Source organism: Rathayibacter festucae DSM 15932 (genome assembly GCF_004011135.1).
GTDB lineage: Bacteria > Actinomycetota > Actinomycetes > Actinomycetales > Microbacteriaceae > Rathayibacter > Rathayibacter festucae.
The window spans coordinates 2,063,483-2,089,536 of sequence record NZ_CP028137.1 but is presented as its reverse complement, the minus strand read 5'-3'; the positions used below and the strand labels follow the sequence as shown (position 1 = coordinate 2,089,536).

Here is a 26,054-nt window from a genome sequence, read left to right as displayed (position 1 = left end):
GCGCTCAGTCCGCCAGCACCGCCTGCAGCGCCTCGGCGACCGTGCGGTGCCGGAAGACGAAGCCGTCGTCGAGCAGCCGCTGCGGCACCAGCCGCTGGCTCGAGAGCAGCAGCTCGTGCCCCGCGTCGCGCAGTGCGAGCTCGATGATCCTCTCGGGGACGGGCAGCTTGAACGGCCGGTGCAGCAGCTCGGCCAGGGTGCTCATCACCTCGTTCGCCGTCGCGGCCTCGGGCCCCGCGAGGTTGACCGGGCCGGAGAGCGACGAGGTCAGCAGGTGCCGGATCGCGGCGGCCTCGTCGTAGTGGCTGATCCACGGCCAGTACTGCTGTCCGCCGCCCAGCGGGCCGCTCAGCCCCAGCTTCGTCAGCGGCAGCAGCGGCTTCAGCGCACCGCCGTTCCCGAGCACGAGCCCGGTGCGCACCGTCACGACGCGCGCGGTCTCGGGAGCGAGCAGCGCCGCCTGCTCCCAGCGCTCGACCACGTCGGCGAGGAAGCCCTCGCCGCGGGGGGACTCCTCGGTCAGCTCCTCGCCCGGCCGGTCGCCGTAGTAGCCGACGGCCGAGGCGTTGAGCAGGATCGACGGGGGAGTGGACGCCATCCGCATCGCGTCGGTGATGGTCTGCGTGGCCTGCACTCGCGAGTCGAGGATCTCGCGCTTGTACGAGGAGGTCCACGGGAGGCGGCTGATCGAGGCGCCCGAGAGGTTGATCACGGCGTCGACGCGGTCGAGCACGCTGAAGTCGAGCATGTGCGAGGCGGGCGCCCAGTGGAACTCGTCCGGGCTGGTCGGGGCGTGGCGGACCAGGCGGAAGATCTCGTGCCCGTCCGAGCGGAGCTGGCGCACCAGCTCCGAGCCGATCATGCCGCTCGCCCCGGAGATCAGGACCCGCAGCCGCTTCGGAGCCGCGGACTCCTCCTGTGCGCGGGTCGCCGTGTCCGGCGCCTCACCGGGCGGCACGGCCGGCCGCGGTGCCGCCGTGCGGGTGGAGCGCCGGGGGGAGTCGCCGGCGCCGCCGGTCCCGTCCTGGTCCGAGTGCCGTGCGGTCGATTCGCTCATGGTGCCTCCCGAGGCCCGTCGCGGGCCGCCCGCGAAGCGGGATTCAGCCTAGGGCCTCAGGCCCGGGAGCCGGCCGTGCGGCCGAGGACACCGGCACGCACCAGGAGCAGGTAGAGCTCGCAGCCCAGGCAGAGGCCGAACGCCGCGTTGAGGAAGGCGGCGAGGAAGGCGATCGCGGCGGCGACGGGGACCGCACCCGGCACTCCGGCGAGGTGCAGGACGACTCCCGCGGCGGTGACGAGCAGCCCGACCAGCTGGGCGAAGCGCGGCGGGCGGGCGTCCTCCCACTCCGTCGGCGGAGCGAGGCGGGGCCGGAGGAGGCGGCGGAAGACGACCGCCCAGGGCCCCGAGCCGACACCGCGGGAGGCCGACCAGGCGAACAGCGCCGCGAGGACCGCCAGCAGCAGGAAGCCGGGCTGGACGAGCCGGGCGACGGAGTCCGCCGGCACCGGCGCCGCGAGCCCGAGCCCCACGGCAGCGAGCAGCAGCACGGCGGTGACGGAGGCGGCGAAGCGCGGTCCACGCGGATCGACGGAGCCGGCGGGCGGGGCGGTGGTCATGCTGTCTCCAGTCGGTCGAGCTCGGCGAGGACGACGGCCCGCGCCGGAGCGCCGGCGATGCGGCTGCGGGCCACGCCGTCGGCGTCGAGCACGAGCAGGGTCGGGGTCTGCAGGATGCGGAAGCGGTCGGCCAGGTCCGCCCGGCGGGTCAGGTCGACGTCGAGGTGCACGACGCCGTCGCGACCGGCGGACACGTCGGCGAGCATCCGGTGCACCGCCGGGCAGCGGGCGCAGTACTCGGTGGAGAACTGCACGATCGTCGCTCGCGGGCCGAGGACCGCGCCGTCGACCAGCGCGGCCGGATCGATCCGCTCGGCGGAGGCGGCGGGCCGGGCGCGGACACGCCCGGCCGCGCGCCGCCGAAGCAGCCCGAGGGCGGTTCCGAGCGCGACGAGGCCCAGCAGGGCGGCCGCGATCTGGAGAGGGTCCACGCGATCACGGTAGGCGCCGGCCGCCCTGCACGCCCGTTCATTGCGCTCTGCGTCGACGGACCGTGCTCTATCGTCGAAGCCGTGACCGAGCAGAGCGAACCCGAGCAGAGCGAACCCGACAGCCCCGTTTTCCGCTCCGATGTGGTCGTCGAGCTCGTCCGCTCCAGTGCCCACGACTCCGACGTGCTCTTCGCCGCCCGCGTCTCGACGCAGGGCGAGAAGACCCTCGCCGGCGCCCTCGACGAGGAGTCGGCCGACAGCGAGCTGCAGGGCAAGCGCGACCGCGGCCTGATCAACTACCTGATGCGCGACCGCCACGGCTCGCCCTTCGAGCACAACTCGATGACCTTCTACGTGCAGGCGCCGATCTTCGTCTTCCGCGAGTTCATGCGGCACCGCATCGCCTCCTACAACGAGGAGTCGGGCCGCTACCGCGAGCTCCGCCCCGTCTTCTACGTGCCCGGCCCGCAGCGCAACCTCGTCCAGGTCGGCAAGCCCGGCGCCTACTCCTTCGAGCCCGGCACCCCCGAGCAGACGGAGCTCGTCGTCGCCGAGACGCGCCGCGCCAGCACCCAGGCCTTCGAGGCGTACCAGCGGATGCTCCAGGAGGGCGTCGCCCGCGAGGTCGCCCGCATCGTCCTGCCGCTCAACATCTACTCCTCGATGTACGTGACGCTGAACGCCCGCTCGCTGATGAACTTCCTCTCCCTGCGCACCAAGCGCGAGGACTCGACGTTCCCCTCCTTCCCGCAGCGCGAGATCGAGATGGCCGCCGAGCAGATGGAGCAGCACTTCGAGCAGCTCATGCCCCTCACCGCCGCCGCCTTCACCGCGAACGGCCGCGTCGCCCCCTAGCAGCGTCCCTGCCCGCACCGCGTCCGCTCTGCAGGTGCCTGTCCGCTCTGCAGGTGCCTCTCCGATCTGCAGGCGATCCGAGGACGAAGCCGCCTCGAGCCGCGCGAGTAGGCCCGGGCGGGCCGGGATCGCCTGCACATCGCACCACTCCCCGCGGAAGCGTCCCCCTCCACAGGAGCCGTGGCGGCAAATTGTCCACCGATCGCAGTGTGCGCCGCCCGCGCGCCCTTCCTGCGCGGCCACGCTCTCCCTGTGCGCGCGTCCTCCGGCTCCGTCCTCCGTGCCGGAGGCCTGGTGAAGACCGAGCAGTTCCTCCGAGAGGGCTCCTCCGCACGCGAGCTCCGCGAGGCGGTGAAGACCGGAGCGCTCCTCCGCGTCCGGAAGGGCTGGTACGCCCTTCCCGGAGTCGACACCGGAATCGAGCGCGCCTTCCGCGTCGGCGGGGTCCTCGCCTGCGCGAACGCCGCCGTGGCGCACGGGCTCTGGGTCCCGCGCTTCCGCGGCCTGCACGTCGCCGTCGGTGCCCACACCTCACGACTCCGTGATCCGGACCGTCACGCCGTCCGGCTCTCGCATGATCCCGACGTCGTCGTCCACTGGTCGAAGGAGGCACCGCGACCCTCCGCGCTGGTCCAGGCGCTCGAGGACTGCGTCGTCGAGGCGGCGGCCTGCCAGGGCGCCGAGTTCGCCTTCGTCCTCCTGGAATCGGCGCTGCACCGGCGGCTCCTCGACTCCGCAGGTCGGGCGCGGCTCCTCGCGAGGCTGCCGACTTCCCATCGGCGGCTCCTCCGCCGGGCCGGCTCGTCCTCCGAGAGCGGGCTGGAGTCGATGGTCGCCTTCCGGCTGCGAACGCTCGGGATCGCCTTCCGCCAGCAGGTGCGCATCGGCCGCCGGCGCATCGACTTCCTGCTCGGCGAGGTGCTCGCCCTCGAGGTGGACGGTGCTGCGTTCCACGATCCCGAGCACGACAACCGGCGCGATGTCGAGCTCGGCCTGCTCGGCTACTGCGTCCGCCACTACCGCACCTCCCTCGTCCTCGACGACTGGCCGCTCGTGGAGGCCGACATCCTCGCCGCCCTCTCCCGCGGAGATCACGTCCGCAGCTGACTCCCTCCGTCGGCGCACGGCGGGGACCCGTTCGATCTGCAGGTGTTCGAGCCCCGTCGAAGTCTCTGGCGCGGCTGAAAGCCCGTTCGGCTCGGCGACTCCTGCAGATCGAACGAGAGCGTGCAGACCCGGCCGGCAGCAGCGGATCAGAACGCTCCGGCCCGCGGCCGCCGACCCGTTACCCTGGGCTCGTGTCAACTCCGGAGAATCCTTTCGGCCAGGTCCTGGTCGCCCTGGTCACCCCGTTCACCGCCGACGGCGAGGTCGACTGGCCCGGCGTCGAGAAGCACATCGACGACTGCATCGCGAAGGGCGCCGACGGCATCGTCGTCACCGGCACCACCGGCGAGACCAGCACGCTCACCGACCCGGAGAAGATCCGGCTCGTCGAGGTCGGCAAGTCCGTCGCCGCAGGTCGCGCGAAGATCATCACCGGCGGCGGCTCGAACGAGACCGCGCACGCGATGCAGCTCGCCCGCCAGAGCGAGAAGGCCGGCGCCGACGGCAACATGATCGTCACGCCGTACTACAACAAGCCCACCCAGGCCGGCATCCTCACCCACTTCCGGATGATCGCCGACGCGACCGATCTCCCGGTCATCCTCTACGACATCCCCGGCCGCACCGGCGTGCCCATCCGCTACGAGACGATCCTCCGCGCGGCCAAGCACCCCAACATCCTCGCCGTGAAGGACGCCAAGGGCGATCTCTCCGAGGTCAGCCGCGTCCTCAACCAGACCGACCTGATGTACTTCTGCGGCGACGACGCCAACGTCCTGCCCGAGCTGGCGATCGGCGCCACCGGCCTGATCGGCGTCACCGCCAACATCGCCGCCTCGCCCTACCGCACCATCGTCGACGCCGTGAACTCCGGCGACCTCAAGGCCGCGACCCTCGCGCACCAGCAGCTCGAGCCGCTCGTGCGCGCCGTGATGACCCACGTCCCCGGCACCGTCGCGGCGAAGTACATCCTGCACGGCCTCGGCCGCATCTCCTCGCCCCGCGTGCGCCTGCCGCTGGTCGGCCCCGAGGAGTCGGAGGCCGCCCTGATCGAGGACGAGCTCGGCCTGGTCCGCGACATCCCCGGCGTCGACTTCCGCAACTTCCGGCCCGACCGCAACGCCGCCGCGGGCGGCGCGCTGCCGAAGGTCGCCGGCACCACACGCTGACGCCGCACGAGCGGCACGGACGACTCCCGACCGAGGAAGAGGAGGGCGCATGCCCAGTCCCGTGATCACTCCTGCCGCGCTCGAGGCGGGCACTCTGCGCATCATCCCGCTCGGCGGCCTCGGCGAGATCGGCCGCAACATGACGGTCTTCGAGATCGACGGCAAGATCCTCGTGGTCGACTGCGGCGTGCTCTTCCCGGAGGAGAACCAGCCGGGGGTGGACCTGATCCTCCCCGACTTCACCCCGATCAAGGACCGCCTCGACGACATCGTCGGCGTCGTGCTGACCCACGGCCACGAGGACCACATCGGCGCCGTCCCCTACCTCCTCAAGCTCAAGCCGGACATCCCGCTGATCGGCTCGACCCTGACGCTCGCGCTGGTCGAGGCGAAGCTGAAGGAGCACCGGATCAAGCCGTACACGCTCGCGGTGAAGGAGGGCGACGTCGAGAACCTCGGGCCCTTCGAGCTCGAGTTCGTGGCCGTCAACCACTCCATCCCGGACGCTCTCGCCGTCGCGATCATCACCGACGCGGGCTCGGTGCTGCACACGGGCGACTTCAAGATGGACCAGCTCCCGCTCGACGGGCGCATCACCGATCTCCGCGCCTTCGCCCGCCTCGGCGAGGAGGGCATCGACCTCTTCATGGTCGACTCGACCAACGCGGACGTGCCCGGCTTCACGCCGAACGAGCGCGACATCGGCCCGGTCATCGAGAGCGTGATGGCGAAGGCGACCCGCCGGGTGATCGTGGCGAGCTTCTCCAGCCACGTGCACCGGGTGCAGCAGGTGCTCGACGCCGCGCACGCCAACGGCCGCCGCGTGGCGCTGCTCGGCCGCTCGATGGTCCGTAACATGGGCATCGCCGCCACCCTGGGGTACCTGAAGGTGCCGGAGGGCGTGCTGATCGACGTCAAGAAGGCCGGCGACATCCCCGAGGACGAGATCGTCTACATGTCCACCGGCTCCCAGGGCGAGCCGATGGCGGTGCTCAGCCGGATGGCGAACCTCGACCACCAGATCCAGCCCGGCGAGGGCGACACCGTCATCCTCGCGTCGAGCCTCATCCCCGGCAACGAGAACGCGGTCTACCGCGTGATCAACGGCCTGACCAGGCTCGGCGCCACCGTCGTGCACAAGGGCAACGCGAAGGTGCACGTCTCGGGTCACGCCGCCGCCGGCGAGCTCATCTACTGCTACAACATCCTCAAGCCGCTCAACGTCCTGCCGGTGCACGGCGAGTACCGCCACCTCGTCGCCAACGCGAAGCTCGCGCAGGCCACCGGCATCGCGGAGGAGAACACGATCATCGCGGAGGACGGCACAGTGCTGGACCTCCGCGACGGCGTCGTGACCGTGGCCGGCCAGCTCGACCTCGGCTTCGTCTACGTCGACGGCTCGTCCGTCGGCGAGATCACCGACGCCGACCTCAAGGACCGCCGCATCCTCAGTGAGGAGGGCTTCATCTCGATCATCGTCGTCGTGGAGGCGGGCACCGGCCGGATCGTCGTCGGTCCCGAGATCCACGCCAAGGGCTTCGCGGAGGACGACAGCGTCTTCGACGACGTGAAGCCGCGCATCGCGAAGGCCCTCGAGGAGGCGGTGCAGAGCGGAGTCAGCGACCAGCACGCGCTCTCGCAGAGCATCCGCCGGGTGGTCGGCCGCTGGGTGAACACGACCTACCGCCGCCGCCCGATGATCGTCCCCCTGGTCATCGAGGCCTGACCCGCGGACGGAGTGCCCCCGACGCTCCGGCCCGTTCCCGCACCGCCACCCGCCCCGGGCACCCGTCCGCACCTCATGCCAGACCCGATCCCCCACGGAGACCGCGCATGGACCACTCGATCCGCCCCGCCCGCCGCGAGGACGCCCCCTTCCTCGCCGACATGCTCGTGGACGCCGCGAACTGGAACTGGACGGCGGCCCGCACCCGCATCGACGTCCTCGAGGAGGAGTCGACCCGCCGCTACGTCGCCGGCTGGCCCCGCCCGGGCGATCTCGGCTCGGTCGCCGAGACCGCCGACGGCGAGCGGATCGGCGCCTGCTGGTTCCGCCTCTTCAGCGCCGCCGCACCCGGCCGCGGGTTCGTCGCCGCGGGCGTGCCCGAGCTGACCCTCGGGGTGCGGCCGGTCTGGCGCGCGCAGGGCATCGGCCGCGGGCTGCTGCGCGCCGCACTGGATCAGGCACGCACCGCCGGCTACGCGCGCGTCTCGCTCAACGTGTCGACGGACAACTTCGCCCGACGGCTCTACCGGAGCGAGGGCTTCAGCGCGGTGGCCGACCGCGGCGACGCGGAGACGATGGTCGCGACGCTGCGCTGAGCGGGCGCGGTGCGGGCGCCGCGCGCCCGCCGCCCTCCGGCGCGGGTCCGCGGCGATGACGGAGGCGGCGGGTACGGTGGCCCTATGGCGACGACTCCGAAGACGACCTCCCGCGCGAAGGCGAGCGCCCCCGCGCGCTCGAGCACTCCGCGCTCCGGCCGCGGCTCCGGGCGGGGATCGTCCGAGAAGAGCACGGTCGCGTTCAGCTCGACCCCGCGCACGAATCCGCTCGTCACCGTCTGGATGGCGCTGGCGCACCTGGCCGGCGGTGCCGCCCGCGCGCTCGGTCCGGAGCGCCTGGCGAAGGAGGAGCGCCGCGACGGACTCCCCTTCCTGCTCCTGCTGCTCGCCATCACCGGGGCGGTGGTGGAGTGGTTCCTCGCGACCGACCCGGTCGCCCTCGTGCTCGACGCCTGGAGCTTCGGCGGCCTGTTCGGCCGCGTCGCCTACGTCCTCCCCGTGGTGCTGCTGCTCTTCTCGCTCTGGCTCTTCCGCCACCCGCGATCGGTCGACGACAACGGCCGCATCGGCGTCGGCCTCGCCGTCCTGCTGATCTCCTCCGCCGGTCTCTGCCACGCGCACCTCGGCGCGCCGCAGCCGGGCTCGGGCATCGAGCAGATGGCCGCCGCCGGCGGTGTCCTCGGCTGGCTCGTCGGTGCGCCGCTCGTGGCGATCGCGACCGTGCCGGGCGCCACGGTGCTCCTCTCGCTGGTCGTCCTGCTCTCCCTCTTCATCATCACCAAGACCCCGCCGAACCGGATCGCCGCCCGCTCGCGCGAGCTCTACGGCTACCTCTTCGGCGCCCCCGTCCTCGACGACGAGGAGCGCGCGCGCCTCAAGGCCGAGCGGGCCGCGAGCAAGGCGGCCGCGAAGGCCGAGAGCGAGAAGGCCGACGACGAGCAGGAGGACGGCGGCGAGCTGCCCTGGTGGCGCCGCACCGACTCCGGTCGCGAGGACGAGCCGACCGTCCAGGCCGAGCTCCCGATCGACGCGCTCGGCGACGAGGACGAGGCGCCGAAGGGCCGCAAGAGCCGCGGCCGCGCGAAGGGCTTCGACACCGCGCTCGAGGAGCCGGCGTCCGCCGACCGCGACGAGCCGGCCGACCCGCCCACCCGCTCGTACGCGACCGAGGTGATCTCCGAGGCCGAGTCGGCCGAGGCCGCCCTGGCCCGCCACGATCAGAGCGCGACCACCCGCATCCCGCTGGGCGTGGTGGACGACGACGCGACCGGCGTGATCGCGCTCGACGACCTCGACGTCGCCCCCGCCGTCCCGCTGCCGCCGGTGATCGAGACCGGCCCGATCGCCCCCGTCGTCGCCGACCCCACCGCCGACTTCGACTCCTCCTTCGAGGAGGAGACCCCGTACCGCCTGCCGTCCGCCTCCGCCCTCTCCACCGGCACGCCGTCGAAGGCGCGCTCGGCGGCGAACGACGAGATGGTCCGCGCGCTCACCGAGGTGCTCCAGCAGTTCAACGTGGATGCGACGGTCACCGGCTTCTCCCGCGGCCCGACGGTCACCCGCTACGAGATCGAGCTCGGCCCGGGCGTCAAGGTCGAGCGCGTCACGGCGCTGAGCAAGAACCTCTCCTACGCGGTCGCCAGCAACGAGGTGCGGATCCTCTCGCCGATCCCGGGCAAGAGCGCGATCGGCGTGGAGATCCCGAACACCGACCGCGAGATCGTGTCGCTCGGCGACGTCCTGCGCTCCGCCGCGTCGACGACGTCGACGCACCCGATGACGATCGGCGTCGGCAAGGACGTCGAGGGCGGCTACGTGGTGGCCAACCTCGCCAAGATGCCGCACCTCCTCGTCGCCGGCTCCACCGGCTCCGGCAAGTCCAGCTTCGTGAACTCGATGATCACGAGCCTGCTGATGCGCGCGAGCCCGCAGGACGTCCGGATGGTGCTGATCGACCCCAAGCGCGTCGAGCTCACGATCTACGGCGGCGTCCCGCACCTGATCACGCCCATCATCACGAACCCCAAGAAGGCCGCCGAGGCGCTCCAGTGGGTCGTGAAGGAGATGGACATGCGGTACGACGACCTCGCGTCGTTCGGCTACCGGCACATCGACGACTTCAACGCGGCGGTGCGCAGCGGCGAGATCAAGCTCCCCGCGGGCAGCAACCGCGTCCTCCGGCCCTACCCCTACCTCCTGGTGGTCGTCGACGAGCTCGCCGACCTCATGATGGTCGCCCCGCGCGACGTCGAGGACTCGATCGTCCGCATCACCCAGCTCGCCCGCGCCTCCGGCATCCACCTCGTGCTGGCCACCCAGCGGCCGAGCGTCGACGTCGTCACCGGCCTGATCAAGGCCAACGTGCCCAGCCGCCTGGCCTTCGCCGTGACGAGCGTCACCGACTCGCGGGTCATCCTCGACCAGCCCGGCGCCGACAAGCTCATCGGCCAGGGCGACGGCCTGTTCCTGCCGATGGGCACGAACAAGCCGATGCGCGTCCAGGGCGCCTGGGTCCGCGAGGAGGAGATCGCCAAGGTCGTCGAGCACGTCACGCGGCAGGCCCAGCCGGAGTACCGCCAGGACATCACGGTCCAGGCGCAACGCAAGGAGATCGACTCCGACATCGGCGACGATCTCGAGCTGCTGATGGCGGCGGCGGAGCTCGTGGTCAGCACGCAGTTCGGCTCGACCTCGATGCTGCAGCGCAAGCTCCGCGTCGGCTTCGCGAAGGCGGGCCGCCTGATGGACCTGCTCGAGTCCCGCGAGGTCGTCGGCCCCTCCGAGGGGTCGAAGGCGCGCGACGTGCTGGTGACCGCCGAGCAGCTGCCGGGGGTCCTCTCGCGGATGCGCGGCGAGGAGCCCGGCGAGCACGCCGCCGCGCCGTCGCCGACCGCGCCCGACGCCTACGCCGATCCGCTGGCGGAGCCCTCGGGCCCGGTCGCGACCGACTACCACGACGACGACGAGGGCTCCGACGACGACGCCTGGGCGCTCACGGGGCGCGACTGAGCGATGACCGCGCCGAATCGACCGATCACGAGGAACGGCTCAGACCGATGACCAGCCCCACCGCGCACGCCGACGCCGCCCCGAGCAACTGGAACCTGCCCAACGCGATCACCGTGGTGCGCATCCTGCTCGCCCCGGTGTTCTTCTGGCTGCTCCTGGCCGACAACGGCGAGGACGGCGGCGTGCGCATCGCGGCCGCGCTGCTCTTCATCGTCGCGATCGCGACCGACGGGATCGACGGCCACATCGCGCGCAGCCGCGGGCTGGTCACCGACCTCGGCAAGCTGCTCGACCCGATCGCGGACAAGGTGCTCACCGGCGCCGCGCTGGTCGGCCTCTCGATCCTCGCCGAGCTGCCCTGGTGGGTCACGATCGTCATCCTCGTCCGCGAGATCGGCATCACCGTCTTCCGGATGGCCGTCCTCTCGGACCGGGTGATCCCCGCCTCCCGCGGCGGCAAGCTGAAGACGATCGTGCAGTCCGTCGCGATCTCGCTCGCGCTCCTGCCGCTCTGGACCTTCCTCGGCGAGTGGGTGCACTGGCTGAACGGCATCACGATGACGGCCGCGGTCGTCCTCACCGTCGTGACCGGCATCGACTACCTCGCCGACGCGGCGCGCCAGAGTCGCGCGGCCCGCGGGCGCCGATGAGCGCCGAGGAGCTGCTGCGGGCACTCGCGGAGCGCGGTCTCGCGCTGGCGGTCGCGGAGTCGCTGACGGGCGGGGCGCTGAGCTCAGCCCTGGTCGAGGTGCCCGGCGCCTCCGCCGTCTACCGCGGGGGAGTGGTGTCCTACGCCACTGATCTGAAGCACCGCCTGCTCGGGGTCGACGCGGAGCTCCTGGCGCAGGAGGGACCCGTCCACCCCGTGGTCGCCGTGCAGATGGCGCGCGGCGTCGCCCGGCAGCTCGGCGAGGCCGGCGCGAGGACCGTCGGCGTCGCGACGACGGGGGTCGCGGGCCCGGAGCCGCAGGGCGGAGCGGCCGTCGGCACCGTGTTCGTCGCGGCGGTCCTGGGCGAGGCCGAGCTCGTGCGCGAGCACCGCTTCGAGGGCGGGCGGCCCGAGATCCGCGCCTCGTCCGTCGCCGCGGCACTCGATCTGGCCGGCGAGCTCGCGGCCTCGGCCGTGTGACGTCCGAGAGTCCCCGAACCGCCTCGGAATCGTGGAATGCGCAGGGTTTCGGCCGGGTTACATCTGACGTCGCTCACACGCAAAGTCCAGTCATCCGGTATTAGAGTCGACTCACACGAGCCGGGTAGTGAACAGCTATCCGGCTCTCTCGTACACATCCCCTTCGAATCCGATGCTCCGGCATTCCTCGAAGCGGTGCGCGAGAAGCGGTTGACGTGGAGAAGGAGGGTCCAGTGGTTCTAGTTCGTCAGGAGATCGGCGATGTCCTCAGGGACTTTCGCCTGCAGAAAGGTCGCACCCTGCGCCAGGTGGCGAGCAAGGCGAGTGTCGCTCTCGGCTACCTCAGCGAGGTCGAGCGCGGTCAGAAGGAGGCGTCGTCCGAGATCCTCGCCTCGGTGGCCGATGCGCTCGACACCCCGATCTCGGTGATCATGCGCGAGGTCGGCGACCGTCTCGCGGTCATCGAGGGGATCGACACGATCCCCGACACCATCCCGGCCGACATGGTCGCCGGATTCGACGCGGACCTCGTCTCGCAGTAGCGGATCCGTCCTCTTCCCACCCACCGCACCGCACCTCGCGAAGGGCGCCCGAGCTCCGGCTCCGGCGCCCTTCGTCGTTCCCGGAGACGCACCCGCCCGAACCCTCCGGGCTTCCGCCCCGGTTCGGCTTGTTACCGTGGACGCATGCGCCTGAGCGAGTTCCAGCAGCTGGTCGACGACGAGTTCGGCGACGCGTACGCGCGCGTCCTCGTGTCCGACCTCGTGCTGACCGAGCTCGGCGGGAGGACCGCGCAGAAGGCCCTCCGCGACGGTGCGGAGCCCCGAGAGGTCTGGATCGCGCTGTGCCGCGCCAACGACGTCCCCGAGGGCCGCTGGCACGGGATCGACCCGGCGAAGCGCCGGCACTGACGCCGGGCGGCTCCCGCGGTCGCCTGCCGCCCGAAGTCGTGTTCGACACGCCGGGCGCGCCAGCATCGAATCCCTGTTCGAACGGGTCTAAGCTCCTCACCAGAAGCAGGATCGCCTCCGTCTCCACAGAAGCGGTCCGGCTCGGCGCCGATGTCGGTGGTCGGGCCTACCGTCGACATCAGTCACACGGACTGCTTCACCGCCTTGTCGCAACCGGCCGGGACCGCATTCAGGGGCACTCGCCCGCGAACGGCTCCGGTACGACACGACAGCCTGTAGGCGATACCACCACGACACGAGAGCGAGACGGCCATGCCCAGTTCCTCAGACCGCGAGAAGTCCCTCGAGACCGCACTCGCCCAGATCGACCGCCAGTTCGGCAAGGGCGCCGTCATGCGCCTCGGCAGCGACGACCGCGCCCCCGTCGAGGTGATCCAGACCGGCTCGATCGCGCTCGACGTCGCGCTCGGGATCGGCGGACTCCCGCGCGGCCGCATCGTCGAGATCTACGGCCCCGAGTCCTCGGGAAAGACCACGCTGACCCTGCACGCGATCGCCAATGCCCAGCGCAACGGAGGCATCGCGGCCTTCATCGACGCGGAGCACGCGCTCGACCCCGAGTACGCCAAGAAGCTCGGCGTCGACATCGACTCGCTCCTCGTCTCGCAGCCGGACACGGGCGAGCAGGCGCTCGAGATCGCCGACATGCTCGTGCGCTCCGGCTCCATCGACCTCATCGTCATCGACTCCGTCGCGGCGCTCGTGCCCCGCGCCGAGATCGAGGGCGAGATGGGCGACTCGCACGTCGGCCTCCAGGCCCGCCTGATGTCGCAGGCCCTCCGCAAGCTCACCGGTGGCCTGAACACCACGAACACCACGATGATCTTCATCAACCAGCTCCGCGAGAAGATCGGCGTCTTCTTCGGCAGCCCCGAGACCACCGCGGGCGGCAAGGCGCTGAAGTTCTACGCGTCGGTCCGCCTCGACATCCGCCGCATCGAGACGCTGAAGGACGGCACCGACGCGGTCGGAAACCGCACTCGCGTCAAGGTCGTCAAGAACAAGATGGCGCCGCCGTTCAAGCAGGCCGAGTTCGACATCCTCTACGGCATCGGCATCTCCCGCGAGGGCAGCCTGATCGACTTCGGTGTCGAGCACGAGATCGTCCGCAAGTCGGGCGCCTGGTACACCTACGACGGCGACCAGCTCGGCCAGGGCAAGGAGAAGGCGCGCCAGTTCCTCATCGACAACCCGGACATCGCGGCGGAGATCGAGAAGCGCATCCTGATCAAGCTCGGCGTCGTCGCCGACCCGAACGCCGTGGTCGACGCCGCCCCGGTCGCGATCGAGACGAAGCAGCCGGTCCGCGAGACCAAGCCGCCCGTCCGCAAGGGCGCGTAGCCCGTGGGGGAGAAGGCTGCGGAGGGGGCACAGGGTCGGCCCGTGGCCTTCCTCCCCTGGGTCAAGGACGACGGGGCGGCCGCCGAGGTGGTCGAGCCCGCTGTCGACGCGATCGCAGAGCTCTCGGCGCACGTCGCGCGTCGGGACGCGGCGCCCTCGAGGGCTCCGGGCCGGTCGTCCCGATCGGACGACTCCGCGGCGGACGTCGCAGAGGACGACTCCCCGGAGGAGGACTCCTTCGCGGAGGATCTCCCCGAGGAGCCCGACCCCGAGCAGATCGCCGACCGCATCGTCCGCGGCCTGTCGCGGAAGAGCCTCTCGGTCGCCGAGGTCGAGGCGCGCCTCTACACCGAGGGCGTCGCCGAGAAGGACGCGATCGACATCCTCGAGCGCTTCACCCGCTTCGGCTATCTCGACGACTACAAGATGGCGGAGTCGCTGGTGATCCAGCTGCGCGAGCGCAAGAAGCTCGGTCGCTCGTCGATCATGCAGGAGCTGCGCGCCCGCAAGCTCGACCCGGATGCGATCGCGACGGCGCTGGACGAGTTCGACGGCGACGACGAGTACCGCACCGCGATGGAGCTCGCGCGCAAGCGCCTGCCGAGCCTGCGGTCGCTCTCCGATGAGGTCGCCGAGCGCCGCCTCTCCGGGTTCCTCGCTCGTCGCGGCTACGCCGGCGCACTGGTGCAGCGCGTCGTCCGCGAGACGGTGCGCAAGCCCGGCTCGAGCGTCCGCTTCCGCTGAACGACCGCGCCGCCCGGTCGCCGAGAGGCGGCCGGAGCGGCGCGTAGAATCGCACACCATGAGCACGCTCGGTCCGGTGACCTCCCCCCTCGTCGATGCGCGGCCGAGGACCTACGAGGTCCGCACCTTCGGCTGCCAGATGAACGTCCACGACTCCGAGCGGCTGAGCGGCTCGCTCGAGGCGGCCGGCTACGTCTCGGCCGACGGCGCCGAGGCCGACATCGTCGTCATCAACACCTGCGCCGTCCGCGAGAACGCGGATAACAAGCTCTACGGCAACCTCGGCCACCTCGCCTCGGTGAAGCGCCGGCACGAGGGCATGCAGATCGCCGTCGGCGGCTGCCTCGCGCAGAAGGACAAGAACGTCATCCTCGAGAAGGCTCCGTGGGTCGACGTCGTCTTCGGGACGCACAACATGGGGGCGCTGCCGAGACTGCTCGAGCGGGCCCGGCACAACGACGAGGCCCAACTCGAGATCCTCGAGTCGCTCGACGTCTTCCCCTCGACGCTGCCGACCAAGCGCGACTCGACCTACAGCGGCTGGGTCTCCATCTCCGTCGGCTGCAACAACACCTGCACCTTCTGCATCGTCCCCGCACTGCGCGGCAAGGAGAAGGACCGCCGTCCCGGCGACGTGCTCGCCGAGATCCAGGCACTCGTCGACGACGGTGCGATCGAGGTCACCCTCCTCGGCCAGAACGTGAACTCCTACGGTGTCGAGTTCGGTGACCGGCAGGCGTTCTCGAAGCTGCTCCGTGCCGCGGGCACGATCGACGGGCTCGAGCGGATCCGCTTCACCAGCCCGCACCCGGCCGCCTTCACCGACGACGTCATCGACGCGATGGCCGAGACGCCGGCCGTCATGCCGCAGCTGCACATGCCGCTGCAGTCCGGCTCCGACCGCATCCTCAAGGCGATGCGCCGCTCCTACCGCTCCGAGCGCTTCCTCGGGATCCTCGACCGCGTCCGCGACCGGATCCCGCACGCGGCGATCAGCACCGACATCATCGTCGGCTTCCCCGGCGAGACCGAGGCCGACTTCCAGGAGACCCTGCGCGTGGTCGAGGCGGCCCGCTTCGCCTCCGCCTTCACCTTCCAGTACTCCATCCGCCCGGGGACGCCCGCGGCGACGCTGCCCGACCAGATCCCGAAGGCCGTCGTCCAGGAGCGCTTCGAGCGCCTGGCCGCGCTGCAGGACTCGATCAGCGAGAGCGAGAACCGCACGGTCGTCGGGCGCCGGGTCGAGGTGCTCGTCGCGACCGGCGAAGGCCGCCGCGACAGCGAGACGCACCGACTCAGCGGCCGCGCCGAGGACAGCCGCCTCGTCCACTTCGACGTCCCGGCCGGCTCCGAGCAGCCGCGCCCCGGCGACGTCGTCAGCGTCGAGGTCACCCGCGCCGCGCCCTTCTACCTGATCGCCGGCTCGATCGACGGTGCTCCGCTGCAGGTCCGCCGCACCCGCGCCGGCGACGCCTGGGACCGCGCGCAGACGGAGTCCTGCGGCGTCCCCGCCGCGCCGGACACCACGGGAGCACCGAGGGTCTCGCTCGGCCTGCCCTCGCTCCGCCTCCGCCCGATCACGCCGGCCGCGCCGGAGACGCTGACCACGCCGATCTACGACGCCCTCGATGGCGAGCGCTGAGCGGGCGGCGCCCGCCCTCCTCACCGTCGTCGGCGCCACGGGCACCGGCAAGTCCGACCTCTCGCTCGCCCTCGCCGCCGCGATCCGCGCGTCCGGCGGTGCGGCCGAGGTCGTCAACGCCGACGCGATGCAGCTCTACCGCGGCATGGACATCGGGACCGCGAAGCTCCCGCAGGAGGAACGCCAGGGCGTGCCGCACCACCTGCTCGACGTCCTCGAGGTCACCGAGGACGCCTCCGTCGCCCGGTACCAGCGTGAGGCCCGCGCCGTGATCGACGACGTCCTGGCGCGCGGCGCGACCCCGATCCTCGTCGGCGGCTCCGGCCTCTACGTCTCGAGCGTGATCTTCGAGTTCTCCTTCGCCGGCACCGATCCCGCGGTCCGGCGGTCCCTCGAGGAGACGGCCGAGCGCGAGGGGTCCGCGGTGCTCTTCGAGCGGCTCCGCGCCGTCGACGCCGAGGTCGCCGCGCGGATCGGCCCGCACAACGTCCGACGGATCGTGCGCGCTCTCGAGATCACCGAGCTCACCGGCTCGCCGAACAGCGCGCTGATGTCGGACACCCCCGTCCCGTGGCGCCCGAGCACGGTCCTCGCGCTGTCCGCACCGCGGGACGTCCTCGTCGAGCGGCTCGACCGCCGGGTCGAGCGGATGTGGGCGGGCGGCATGCTCGACGAGGTCGAGCGCCTCGTGCCGCTCGGCATCGAGCGGGGCGTCACCGCCAGCCGGGCCATCGGCTACGCCCAGGCGCTCGCGCAGCGCTCGGGCGAGCTGACCCAGGAGGAGGCGATCGCCTCCACCCAGGCGCTCACCCGCCGCTACGCCCGCCGGCAGAACAGCTGGTTCCGCCGCTACCAGGCGGCGCGCTGGCTCCCGTTCGACGCTCCTGACCTCCTCGAGCAGGCGCTCGCCCTCGCCCAGGTCGGGGCTCCAGCGCCTCGCTAGGCTGAGCGCCATGACGATCGAGCTGCACTTCACCAAGGGCCAGGGCACCGGCAACGACTTCGTGCTCTTCAGCGACCCGGACGGTGAGGTGGACCTCTCGCCCGCGCAGATCGCGATGATCTGCGACCGGCACTTCGGCGTCGGCGCCGACGGCATCATCCGCGCGGTCCGCTCCCGCGCCCTCGCCGACGGCGCGGCCGCCCTCGAGCAGGAGCCCGAGGCGGAGTGGTTCATGGACTACCGCAACGCCGATGGCTCGATCGCCGAGATGTGCGGCAACGGCATCCGCGTCTACGCGGCGTTCCTGCTCGCCGGCGGTCTCGCGACCCTCGAGCAGGGCGACACCCTCCCCATCGGCACGCGCGCCGGGGTCCGCGACGTCACCCGCAGCGGTGCCGGCTTCCAGGTCGACCTCGGCCGCTGGGAGCTGGCCGGCGGCGAGCCGCTCGTCCGGGCCAAGGAGCTGAAGGTGCCGCGTCCCGGTCTCGGGCTCGACCTCGGCAACCCGCACATCGTCGTCGCGCTGAGCAACGACGAGGAGCTGGACGAGGCCGACCTCAGCTACATCCCGCAGATCGAGCCGGAGCCGGCCGACGGGGCGAACGTCGAGTTCGTCGTGCCGGGCGAGCCGCTGGTGCACGACGGCATCGGCCGGATCCGGATGCGCGTCCACGAGCGCGGCAGCGGCGAGACGCTCAGCTGCGGCACGGGCGCCGCCGCGGCGGCCCTCGCCGTGCGCTACTGGGCCGGAGCGCGCGCTCCGCAGTCCTGGCGCGTGGAGGTCCCCGGCGGCACGCTGGGCGTGACGATGTTCCCGACCGAGGAGGGCGAGCACGTCGGCCTGTCCGGCCCGGCCGACCTCGTCTACACCGGCACGATCCGGATCGACTAGCTCGGGATCGACCGGCTGGGCACCGATCCGTTCCGGCGAGCGCGGCCGATTCCCGCGATCAGGCGGTGCGCGTGGTGCGGATGACGCGGAAGCCCTTGGCGGAGGAGATCCGGTCGACCTCGAGCCGGCCCTCGAACGTCTCGGTCAGCCAGGTCAGCAGCGAGTCGGCGCCGAGATTGCGCTGGACGACGAGCCATGCCTCCGCTTCCGGCTCGAGGCGCGGCAGCCAGCGCTCGAGCAGTGCGTGCAGCTCGGCCTTGCCGACCCGGATCGGCGGGTTCGACCAGACGGCGGCGAAGCGGACGTCCTCGGGAACATCCTCGGGCAGCACGGCGTTGACATTGGAGACACCGAGTTCTGCGCAGTTGCGGCGGACGAGCTCGAGCGCCCGCTGGTTGACGTCGACCGCCCACACCCGGGCGTCGGGGGAGCCGAGCGCCAGGGCGAGCGAGATCGGTCCCCAGCCGCAGCCGAGATCCAGGAGGTCCCCGCTCGCGGGGGCGTCGGGGACCGCGTCCAGCAGGACCCGGGTGCCGAGATCGACGTGGCCGGGGCTGAACACCCCGCCGGCGGTCGTGACCTCGAGGTCGCGGCCGGCGATCCGGGCGCTGATCCTGCGGGGTCGGAGGTCGCCGTCGGGAGTGCTGGTGAAGTAGTGCTCGGCGGCCATGAGAAGTGAACTTATCAACAGCTGAGGAGTTAGTGTTATCCGGATGACGGAAGACCTGAACGAGACCGACACGACCGAGGCCGTGGACGTCGTCTCGCGGGTCCTGGCGAACGCGCAGTCGCGCTCGTCGGGATATTCGCGGTTCGTCGCGGGCGGAGCCCAGGCGCTGCAGAGCGCCGGAGGCGACGTCGAGCGCGACGCCGAGCAGACCAGCGACGGCGATCAGTTCGATCGCGAGGACCGGCAGGCGCTGCGGCGCGTGGCCGGCCTCTCCACCGAGCTCGAGGACGTCACCGAGGTCGAGTACCGCCAGCTGCGCCTCGAGAACGTGGTGCTGATCGGCGTGTACTCGCAGGGCTCGATCGAGGACGCGGAGAACTCGCTGCACGAGCTCGCCGCCCTGGCCGAGACCGCGGGAGCGACCGTCCTGGACGGTCTGCTGCAGCGCCGGCCGCACCCCGATCCGAGCACCTACCTGGGCAAGGGCAAGGCGGAGGAGCTCGCCGGGCTCGTCGCCGCCCTCGGCGCCGACACGGTCGTCGCCGACACCGAGCTGGCTCCGAGCCAGCGCCGCTCGCTGGAGGACGTGGTGAAGGTCAAGGTCATCGACCGCACGGCCGTCATCCTCGACATCTTCAGCCAGCACGCCACGAGCCGCGAGGGCAAGGCGCAGGTCGAGCTCGCGCAGCTCGAGTACCTGCTGCCGCGCCTGCGCGGCTGGGGCGAGTCGATGTCCCGCCAGGCCGGTGGCCAGGTCGGCGCCGGCGCCGGCATGGGCTCGCGTGGTCCGGGTGAGACGAAGATCGAGCTCGACCGCCGCCGCATCCACACCCGCATGGCGCGCCTGCGCAAGCAGATCACCGCGATGAAGCCCGCCCGGGAGGCGAAGCGCGCCAACCGCAAGCGCAACGCGGTGCCGTCGGTCGCCATCGCCGGCTACACCAACGCCGGCAAGTCCAGCCTGCTCAACCGGATGACGCACGCGGGCGTGCTCGTCGAGAACTCGCTCTTCGCGACACTCGACGCGACGATCCGCAAGTCCGAGACCCCGGACGGGCGCGGCTACACGCTCGCCGACACCGTCGGCTTCGTGCGCGCCCTGCCGCACCAGCTGGTGGAGGCGTTCCGCTCGACCCTGGAGGAGGTCGCCGACTCGGACATCATCGTCCACGTCGTCGACGCCTCGCACCCGGACCCCGCGGGGCAGATCGCGACCGTCCGGGACGTCATCGGCGAGGTGGGTGCACGGAGCATCCCCGAGATCATCGCGTTCAACAAGTCCGATCTCGTCGACGAGGGCCAGCGGCTCGTGCTGCGCGGTCTCGCCCCCGGCGCCGTCTTCGTGTCGGCGCGCACCGGCGAGGGGATGGACGAGCTCCAGGCGAAGATCGCCGAGATCCTGCCGGAGCCGCAGATCGAGATCGACCTGCTCGTGCCGTACGACCGCGGCGACGTGGTCTCCTCGCTGCACCGCAACGGCCGGATCCTCTCGACGCAGTACGTCGAGGGCGGCACGCACGTCCACGCGCTCGTGCACGAGGACCTCGCCGGCTCGCTCGGCGAGTTCGCGGCTCCCGTCGCCGCCGTCGAGGTGTAGCGGCGGGGCCGTCACCTGCGCTCGAAGCGCCCGCGACCACGGATCACCTCCGCGGTCGCGGGCGCTTCGTCGTCACGCTGCGCGAGCTGCTCGCCGTGCCTCCCGGTGAATGCAGGAGGGGCGGACGGCTCGATGCCGTCCGCCCCTCCTGCGCGTGTGCGCCGCCGCGTCAGACGGAGCGGAGCACCGCGACGATCTTGCCGAGGACCTCGGCCTCGTCGCCGAGGATCGGCTCGAAGTTGGAGTTGCGGGGGAGCAGCCAGGTGTGGCCGTCGCGCTGGCGGAGGACCTTGACGGTCGCCTCGCCGTCGAGCATCGCGGCGACGATCTCGCCGTTCTCCGCGGTGCGCTGCGAGCGGACGACGACCCAGTCGCCGTCGCAGATGGCGGCGTCGATCATCGACTCGCCGACCACCTTGAGCATGAAGAGCTCGCCCTTGCCGACCAGCTGGCGGGGGAGCGGGAAGACCTCGTCGATCTGCTGGTCCGCCATGATCGGCACGCCCGCCGCGATCCGGCCCACCAGCGGCACCATCGCCGCGTCGGCGACCGTCGCCGTCGACTCGAACGAGCCGTCGTCCTCGGTCGAGCTCGGCACGTCGATGAGGATCTCGAGCGCCCGGGGGCGGTTGGGATCGCGGCGCAGATACCCGCTCAGCTCGAGCTGGTTGAGCTGGTGGGTCACGCTGGAGAGCGAGGCGAGGCCGACGGCGTCGCCGATCTCCCGCATGCTCGGCGGATAGCCGCGGCTGGACACCGAGCGCTGGATGGCGTCGAGGATCGCGAGCTGCTTCGCGCTGAGATTCTTCCGGCGGCGGCCCGCCGCGGGCTTCGCCGCCGCCTTCGCCTTCGGCGCCGGAGTCGTCGTCCTGGCCGCCTTCGCCCCGGCCGTCTGCGCGTCGCTCACGATCGTCCCTCTCTCGGTGCGCACGCCGCGTGCGCGCCCTCTCCGTCCGCGTCGAGCACCGATGTCGGTGGTCGCTGCTGTACTGACTGCGGACTCTCGAAACTGTATCCGGCGGGGGTCCGCGTTCGAAACATTCGTTCGAGTGTGTCGCGCGATTCAGCAATGGATGCGACGCGACCGGGTCTTGCCCGGCGCGGTATTCGAAGATATATTCGGAACAGAGGTTCGGACCGGGTCCTCCCGGCCGAGGCCCCGGCCCGAACCCCTGCTGAAAGGAGCGATCACCATGACCGCACAGCCCTCCACCATCGCGCAGCACCAGCCCTCCGCGCAGCACGTCACCCCTGCCGAGCAGCCCGGTGCGCGCACCCGCCTGCGCCTGACCCGTCGTGGTCGCGCCGTCCTCGCGACGCTCGGCGCCCTGCCCCTCGTCGCGGGCGCCTTCGTCTTCGGACTCAACGGCGGCGGAGCCGTCGCCTCGGGCGAGAGCGCCGACGTTGAGTTCCAGTACGTCACCGTCCGCGCCGGCGAGTCCCTCTGGTCCCTCGCGGAGGAGCTCGCACCGGACTCCGACCCGCGCGACGTCGTCTACGACATCCAGTCGCTCAACCAGCTGGCGAACGCCGGCCTCGAGCCCGGGCAGCGCCTCGCGATCCCGGCGCAGTACGACCTCGCGGACTGATCGAGCGCACCGAGTGCCCCGGTACCATTCCGGGGTGACGACTCTCGACGATCTCCCCCTCCGCGACGACCTGCGCGGTCAGCAGCCCTACGGCGCTCCGCAAGCCGTCGTGCCCGTGGCCCTCAACGTCAACGAGAACACCCACCCGGTCCCTGACGACGTCATCGCCGACATCGTCGAGCGGGTGTCCGTCGCCCTCCGCACGGTGAACCGCTACCCCGATCGCGAGTTCCGGGAGCTGCGCGACTCCCTGGCCGGCTACCTCGGCCACGGTCTGACCGCCGACTCGATCTGGGCTGCCAACGGCTCGAACGAGGTCCTCCAGCACGTCCTGCAGGCCTTCGGCGGCCCCGGCCGCTCACTGCTCGGCTTCTCGCCGACCTACTCGATGTACTCGATCCTCGCCTCCGGCAGCGGCACGCGCTGGGTAGGCGTCGACCGCGAGGACGACTTCCGGGTGTCCGCGTCGTACGCCGCCGACGCGGTGCGCCGCGAGCGCCCCGACATCGTCTTCCTCTGCGCGCCGAACAACCCCACCGGAACCCCGCTGGACCTCGAGACGATCGCCGCCGTCTACGACGCGACCGACGGCATCGTCGTCGTCGACGAGGCCTACGCCGAGTTCGCCGGCCGTGACGCGCCGACCGCCCTCAGCCTCCTCGAGGGCCGCCCTCGCCTGCTCGTCTCCCGCACGATGAGCAAGGCCTTCGCCTTCGCCGGCGTCCGCCTCGGCTACCTCGCCGCGGACCCCGCCGTCGTCGACGCCCTCCGCCTGGTGCGCCTGCCGTACCACCTCTCCGCGCTGACCCAGGCGGCCGCGACCGCGGCGCTCGCCCACGCGGACGAGATGCTCGCGATGGTGGGCGAGATCATCGTCCAGCGCGACCGGATGATCGACGGACTGCGCGAGCTCGGCTACACCCCGCACGAGACCGGCAGCAACTTCGTCCTCTTCGGCGGCGTCGCCGACCCCGGCGCGATGTTCGAGGCGCTGCTCGCGCGGGGCATCCTGATCCGCGACGTCGGCATCCCGAACCACCTGCGAGTGAGCGCGGGCACCGAGGCCGAGACCACCGCCTTCCTCGAGGCGGTCGCCGCGCTGCCCGCCCCGTCGGCGGACCCCGCGGTCGCCCTGGCCCGCGAATAGCCGCCCGGAGGGTCGGCGGCCCCCGAATACACTGGAGACCATGACCTCCTCGAGCGCCGCTCCCGGGCGCACCGCCTCCCTCCGTCGTGCCACCAGCGAGTCGAGCATCGAGCTGTCGATCGACCTCGACGGCACCGGTGTCGCGGACCTCTCCACCGGCGTGCCCTTCTTCGATCACCTGCTGACGGCGTTCGCGAAGCACTCGCTGACCGACCTGACCGTCCGCGCCACCGGCGACATCGAGATCGACATCCACCACACCGCCGAGGACATCGGCATCGTGCTCGGCACCGCGATCAAGCAGGCGCTCGGCGACAAGGCCGGCATCTCCCGCTTCGGCGACGCCCTCGTCCCGCTCGACGAGGCGCTGGTCCAGGCCGTGGTCGACATCTCCGGCCGTCCCTACCTCGTGCACGGCGGCGAGCCGGAGGGCTTCGCGCTGCACCTGATCGGCGGCCACTTCACCGGATCGATGGTCCGCCACGTCTTCGAGGCGATCGCCTTCAACGCCGGCCTGACCGTGCACGTCACCGTGCTCGGCGGGCGCGATCCGCACCACATCGCCGAGGCCGAGTTCAAGGCGTTCGCGCGCGCGTTCCGCCAGGCCAAGGCCTTCGATCCGCTGGTCGCCGGGGTGCCGTCGACGAAGGGCGCGCTGTGAGCGGCGCCCGGCCGTCCGTCGTCGTCTACGACTACGGCTCCGGCAACGTCCACTCGGCCGTCAAGGCGCTCGAGCTCGCCGGTGCCGACGTCGAGCTGACCTCCGACCGCACCCGCGCCCTCGAGGCCGACGGCCTGCTGGTCCCGGGGGTCGGCGCGTTCAGTGCGGTGATGTCGGCGCTGACGGCGGCGCGCGGCGGCGAGATCATCGAGAAGCGCCTCGCCGGCGGTCGCCCGGTGCTCGGCATCTGCGTCGGGATGCAGGTGCTCTTCGAGCGCGGCGTCGAGCGCGGCGTCGAGAGCGAGGGCCTGGGGGAGTGGCCGGGAACGGTCGACCTGCTCCCCGCCGAGGTCGTGCCGCACATGGGCTGGAACACCGTCGACGTGCCCACCGGCTCGCGGCTGTTCGACGGCATCGAGGACGAGCGCTTCTACTTCGTGCACTCGTACGGCGCCCGGGAGTGGACGCTGGACGTCATGCCGCCGTTCCCGCGCCCGGCCGTCACCTGGGCCGACCACGGCGGCCGCTTCATCGCCGCGGTGGAGAACGGCCCGCTCTCGGCGACGCAGTTCCACCCCGAGAAGTCCGGCGCCGCGGGCCTGCGCCTGCTCTCGAATTGGCTGGGCGGGCTCCGCACGAACTAGGATCGGCCGGTGGTCGGCGGCTCCCCGAGCGCCGCGGCCGCACCAGCTCCGAGACTGAGGATGACGATGAGCGAGTTCACCAAGGCCCCGGGCCTGGTCCTTCTCCCCGCGATCGACGTGGCCGGCGGCAAGGCCGTCCGCCTGACGCAGGGCGAGGCGGGCACCGAGACGAACTACGGCGACCCGATCGACGCGGCCGGCGACTGGGCCGACCAGGGCGCGGAGTGGATCCACCTCGTCGATCTCGACGCCGCCTTCGGCCGCGGTGACAACCACGGCATCATGAAGAAGGTCATCCGCCAGGTCAAGGGCGTCAACGTCGAGCTCTCCGGCGGCATCCGCGACGACCGCAGCCTGGAGTCCGCGCTCAACGCCGGGGCGAAGCGCATCAACCTCGGCACGGCCGCTCTGGAGAACCCGGAGTGGGCCGCCAGCGTCATCGCGCAGTACGGCGACCAGATCGCGGTCGGCCTCGACGTGCGCGGCACCACCCTCGCGGCGCGCGGCTGGACCAAGGAGGGCGGCGACCTCTGGCAGGTCCTCGAGCGCCTCGAGGAGGCCGGCTGCACCCGCTACGTCGTCACCGACGTCACCAAGGACGGCACCCTCAAGGGCCCGAACCTCGAGCTGCTCGAGCAGGTCATGGCGCGCACCCACCGCCCCGTCATCGCCTCGGGCGGCATCTCCAACCTCGACGACATCGCGGCGCTCCGCGACCTCGTGCCGCAGGGCCTCGAGGGCGCGATCGTCGGCAAGGCGCTCTACGCCGGAGCGTTCACGCTCGCCGAGGCGCTCGACGTCGCCTCCGAGTGACCGGATCGCCCTCGGGTGAGGGCCGGGCGCTCCCCGCGCACCTGACCGACTCGGCCGGGACCCCGTGGGCCGGCCGCCACTTCGAGCAGAGCGCCTCGACGGACGACGACGGCAGCGCGCCCGAGGCCCTGGTCCGGGCCCTTCGCTCGTTCGGCGCCGGCGACGCGGGCCCGGAGGCGGTGGTCGACGCGCTGCGCGTCTCGCGCCTGCTCATCCCCCTGGTCGCGAAGCTCGGCGAGGAGGCCGAGGGGGTCGCCGGGCTCCGCGCCGACAAGTCGCAGGAGCTGTCGATCGTGACGGTCGCCGGGCCGGACGGCCGCACCGTCCTCCCGGTCTTCAGTGACGTCGAGGCGATGCGGCGCTGGGACCGCCTCGCGCGCCCCGTCCCGGTCGACGGCCGGCGGGCGGCGCTGGCCGCGGTGGCGGAGGAGACCGAGCTGATGGTCCTCGACCCCGCCTCGCCGCACGAGTTCGCCGTCCGGCGTCCGGCGCTCTGGGCGATCGCCGAGGGCTCGCCGTGGCGATCGAGCCCGGCCGATCCGGAGGTCCTCACCGCGCTGCGGGCGAGCGCCGACGGGGAGGACGCCGTCGTCTCGCTCGACGTGCAGCCGGGCGACAGCCGTCAGCGGCTGACGGGACCGGAGCTCGTCATCGTGCTGGAGCTGCGGCCCGGTCTCGACCGCTCGGCGCTCGGCGAGCTGGTCGCGCGCCTGGGCGAGCGCTGGGCCGCCGACGAGATCGTGGCCGCCCGGGTCGACTCGATGACCCTCCAGCTGGCGTCCGCTCCGACGGGCTGACCC

Annotated in this window: 27 protein-coding genes; 22 read left to right on the top strand and 5 right to left on the bottom strand. The window is 72.0% G+C overall.

The features are described 5' to 3' along the window. Positions 1-4 precede the first annotated feature (4 nt). The 3 genes from C1I64_RS09790 to C1I64_RS09780 are packed head-to-tail and all read right to left on the bottom strand — an operon-like array spanning position 5 to position 2,048. On the bottom strand, positions 5-1,057 hold the full coding sequence (locus C1I64_RS09790) for a TIGR01777 family oxidoreductase (protein ID WP_127887061.1): 1,053 nt from the start codon (positions 1,055-1,057) through the stop codon (positions 5-7). Positions 1,058-1,113: 56 nt separating this feature from the next. After that, complete coding sequence (locus C1I64_RS09785) at positions 1,114-1,617, bottom strand: DUF4395 domain-containing protein (protein ID WP_127887060.1); 504 nt, start codon at positions 1,615-1,617, stop codon at positions 1,114-1,116. Further along, positions 1,614-2,048, bottom strand: coding sequence for a thioredoxin family protein (locus tag C1I64_RS09780; RefSeq protein WP_123733947.1), 435 nt, complete (start codon positions 2,046-2,048; stop codon positions 1,614-1,616). The genes C1I64_RS09785 and C1I64_RS09780 overlap by 4 nt, the downstream gene beginning before the upstream one ends. A gap of 81 nt (positions 2,049-2,129) precedes the next feature. Here C1I64_RS09780 and thyX point away from each other — a divergent pair, with 81 nt between their 5' ends. The 15 genes from thyX (at position 2,130) to dapF (ending at position 18,133) form a co-directional block, all read left to right on the top strand. Further along, positions 2,130-2,903, top strand: a complete 774-nt coding sequence (thyX, locus tag C1I64_RS09775) for an FAD-dependent thymidylate synthase (RefSeq protein ID WP_127887059.1) — start codon at positions 2,130-2,132, stop codon at positions 2,901-2,903. A gap of 252 nt (positions 2,904-3,155) precedes the next feature. Then, entirely contained in the window at positions 3,156-4,010 is an 855-nt protein-coding gene (locus C1I64_RS09770) for a type IV toxin-antitoxin system AbiEi family antitoxin domain-containing protein (RefSeq protein ID WP_127887058.1), read from the top strand. Positions 4,011-4,201: 191 nt separating this feature from the next. Continuing rightward, positions 4,202-5,179 (top strand): 4-hydroxy-tetrahydrodipicolinate synthase, encoded by a 978-nt coding sequence (gene dapA, locus C1I64_RS09765; protein WP_123444538.1) that lies wholly within the window; start codon positions 4,202-4,204, stop codon positions 5,177-5,179. A gap of 49 nt (positions 5,180-5,228) precedes the next feature. Next, entirely contained in the window at positions 5,229-6,905 is a 1,677-nt protein-coding gene (locus tag C1I64_RS09760; protein ID WP_127887057.1) for a ribonuclease J, read from the top strand. A gap of 107 nt (positions 6,906-7,012) precedes the next feature. Continuing rightward, on the top strand, positions 7,013-7,501 hold the full coding sequence (locus tag C1I64_RS09755; protein ID WP_123444536.1) for a GNAT family N-acetyltransferase: 489 nt from the start codon (positions 7,013-7,015) through the stop codon (positions 7,499-7,501). An 84-nt stretch (positions 7,502-7,585) separates the two neighbouring features. Next, a complete protein-coding gene (locus tag C1I64_RS09750) occupies positions 7,586-10,471 on the top strand; it encodes an FtsK/SpoIIIE family DNA translocase (RefSeq protein ID WP_127887056.1) in 2,886 nt (961 codons plus the stop codon). A 47-nt stretch (positions 10,472-10,518) separates the two neighbouring features. Beyond that, on the top strand, positions 10,519-11,121 hold the full coding sequence (pgsA, locus tag C1I64_RS09745) for a CDP-diacylglycerol--glycerol-3-phosphate 3-phosphatidyltransferase (RefSeq protein ID WP_123737189.1): 603 nt from the start codon (positions 10,519-10,521) through the stop codon (positions 11,119-11,121). Beyond that, complete coding sequence (locus tag C1I64_RS09740; RefSeq protein WP_127887055.1) at positions 11,118-11,600, top strand: CinA family protein; 483 nt, start codon at positions 11,118-11,120, stop codon at positions 11,598-11,600. Before pgsA ends, C1I64_RS09740 begins: the two co-directional genes overlap by 4 nt. Before the next feature lie 233 nt (positions 11,601-11,833). Next, positions 11,834-12,142 carry a helix-turn-helix domain-containing protein gene (locus tag C1I64_RS09735; RefSeq protein ID WP_123704950.1) on the top strand — a complete coding sequence of 103 codons (309 nt, stop codon included), beginning with the start codon at positions 11,834-11,836 and terminating at the stop codon, positions 12,140-12,142. A 144-nt stretch (positions 12,143-12,286) separates the two neighbouring features. After that, positions 12,287-12,511 (top strand): DUF3046 domain-containing protein, encoded by a 225-nt coding sequence (locus tag C1I64_RS09730; RefSeq protein WP_123444531.1) that lies wholly within the window; start codon positions 12,287-12,289, stop codon positions 12,509-12,511. A 312-nt stretch (positions 12,512-12,823) separates the two neighbouring features. Further along, on the top strand, positions 12,824-13,912 hold the full coding sequence (recA, locus tag C1I64_RS09725; protein ID WP_123444530.1) for a recombinase RecA: 1,089 nt from the start codon (positions 12,824-12,826) through the stop codon (positions 13,910-13,912). A gap of 42 nt (positions 13,913-13,954) precedes the next feature. Then, the gene (locus tag C1I64_RS09720; RefSeq protein WP_164874501.1) at positions 13,955-14,656 is read left to right on the top strand and encodes a regulatory protein RecX; all 702 of its coding nucleotides are present in this window, start codon (positions 13,955-13,957) and stop codon (positions 14,654-14,656) included. A 58-nt stretch (positions 14,657-14,714) separates the two neighbouring features. After that, positions 14,715-16,298, top strand: coding sequence for a tRNA (N6-isopentenyl adenosine(37)-C2)-methylthiotransferase MiaB (gene miaB, locus C1I64_RS09715; protein WP_127887053.1), 1,584 nt, complete (start codon positions 14,715-14,717; stop codon positions 16,296-16,298). Next, entirely contained in the window at positions 16,285-17,241 is a 957-nt protein-coding gene (miaA, locus tag C1I64_RS09710; protein ID WP_127887052.1) for a tRNA (adenosine(37)-N6)-dimethylallyltransferase MiaA, read from the top strand. Before miaB ends, miaA begins: the two co-directional genes overlap by 14 nt. A 10-nt stretch (positions 17,242-17,251) precedes the next feature. After that, a complete protein-coding gene (gene dapF, locus C1I64_RS09705; RefSeq protein ID WP_123444526.1) occupies positions 17,252-18,133 on the top strand; it encodes a diaminopimelate epimerase in 882 nt (293 codons plus the stop codon). Positions 18,134-18,191: 58 nt separating this feature from the next. Here the strand turns inward: dapF and C1I64_RS09700 are convergent, their stop codons facing one another. Continuing rightward, positions 18,192-18,803, bottom strand: a complete 612-nt coding sequence (locus C1I64_RS09700; protein ID WP_127887051.1) for a class I SAM-dependent methyltransferase — start codon at positions 18,801-18,803, stop codon at positions 18,192-18,194. Between the two features lie 43 nt (positions 18,804-18,846). Between C1I64_RS09700 and hflX the strand changes: the two genes are divergently transcribed. Next, a complete protein-coding gene (gene hflX / locus C1I64_RS09695; RefSeq protein WP_127887050.1) occupies positions 18,847-20,400 on the top strand; it encodes a GTPase HflX in 1,554 nt (517 codons plus the stop codon). A 169-nt stretch (positions 20,401-20,569) separates the two neighbouring features. Here hflX and lexA read toward each other — a convergent pair whose 3' ends face one another. Continuing rightward, complete coding sequence (lexA, locus tag C1I64_RS09690; RefSeq protein ID WP_243582392.1) at positions 20,570-21,181, bottom strand: transcriptional repressor LexA; 612 nt, start codon at positions 21,179-21,181, stop codon at positions 20,570-20,572. Between the two features lie 412 nt (positions 21,182-21,593). Here lexA and C1I64_RS09685 point away from each other — a divergent pair, with 412 nt between their 5' ends. The 6 genes from C1I64_RS09685 to C1I64_RS09660 all read left to right on the top strand — a co-directional run bounded on the left by C1I64_RS09685 (position 21,594) and on the right by C1I64_RS09660 (position 26,051). Next, complete coding sequence (locus tag C1I64_RS09685) at positions 21,594-21,989, top strand: LysM peptidoglycan-binding domain-containing protein (RefSeq protein WP_185019934.1); 396 nt, start codon at positions 21,594-21,596, stop codon at positions 21,987-21,989. A gap of 34 nt (positions 21,990-22,023) precedes the next feature. After that, positions 22,024-23,136, top strand: a complete 1,113-nt coding sequence (locus tag C1I64_RS09680; protein ID WP_127887049.1) for a histidinol-phosphate transaminase — start codon at positions 22,024-22,026, stop codon at positions 23,134-23,136. A 40-nt stretch (positions 23,137-23,176) separates the two neighbouring features. After that, positions 23,177-23,797, top strand: coding sequence for an imidazoleglycerol-phosphate dehydratase HisB (gene hisB, locus C1I64_RS09675; RefSeq protein ID WP_123444522.1), 621 nt, complete (start codon positions 23,177-23,179; stop codon positions 23,795-23,797). Next, the gene (gene hisH, locus C1I64_RS09670) at positions 23,794-24,441 is read left to right on the top strand and encodes an imidazole glycerol phosphate synthase subunit HisH (RefSeq protein ID WP_127887048.1); all 648 of its coding nucleotides are present in this window, start codon (positions 23,794-23,796) and stop codon (positions 24,439-24,441) included. Before hisB ends, hisH begins: the two co-directional genes overlap by 4 nt. Before the next feature lie 66 nt (positions 24,442-24,507). Further along, the gene (priA, locus tag C1I64_RS09665; RefSeq protein ID WP_123705565.1) at positions 24,508-25,254 is read left to right on the top strand and encodes a bifunctional 1-(5-phosphoribosyl)-5-((5-phosphoribosylamino)methylideneamino)imidazole-4-carboxamide isomerase/phosphoribosylanthranilate isomerase PriA; all 747 of its coding nucleotides are present in this window, start codon (positions 24,508-24,510) and stop codon (positions 25,252-25,254) included. Beyond that, complete coding sequence (locus tag C1I64_RS09660) at positions 25,251-26,051, top strand: SseB family protein (protein ID WP_244209440.1); 801 nt, start codon at positions 25,251-25,253, stop codon at positions 26,049-26,051. The genes priA and C1I64_RS09660 overlap by 4 nt, the downstream gene beginning before the upstream one ends. Positions 26,052-26,054 lie beyond the last annotated feature (3 nt).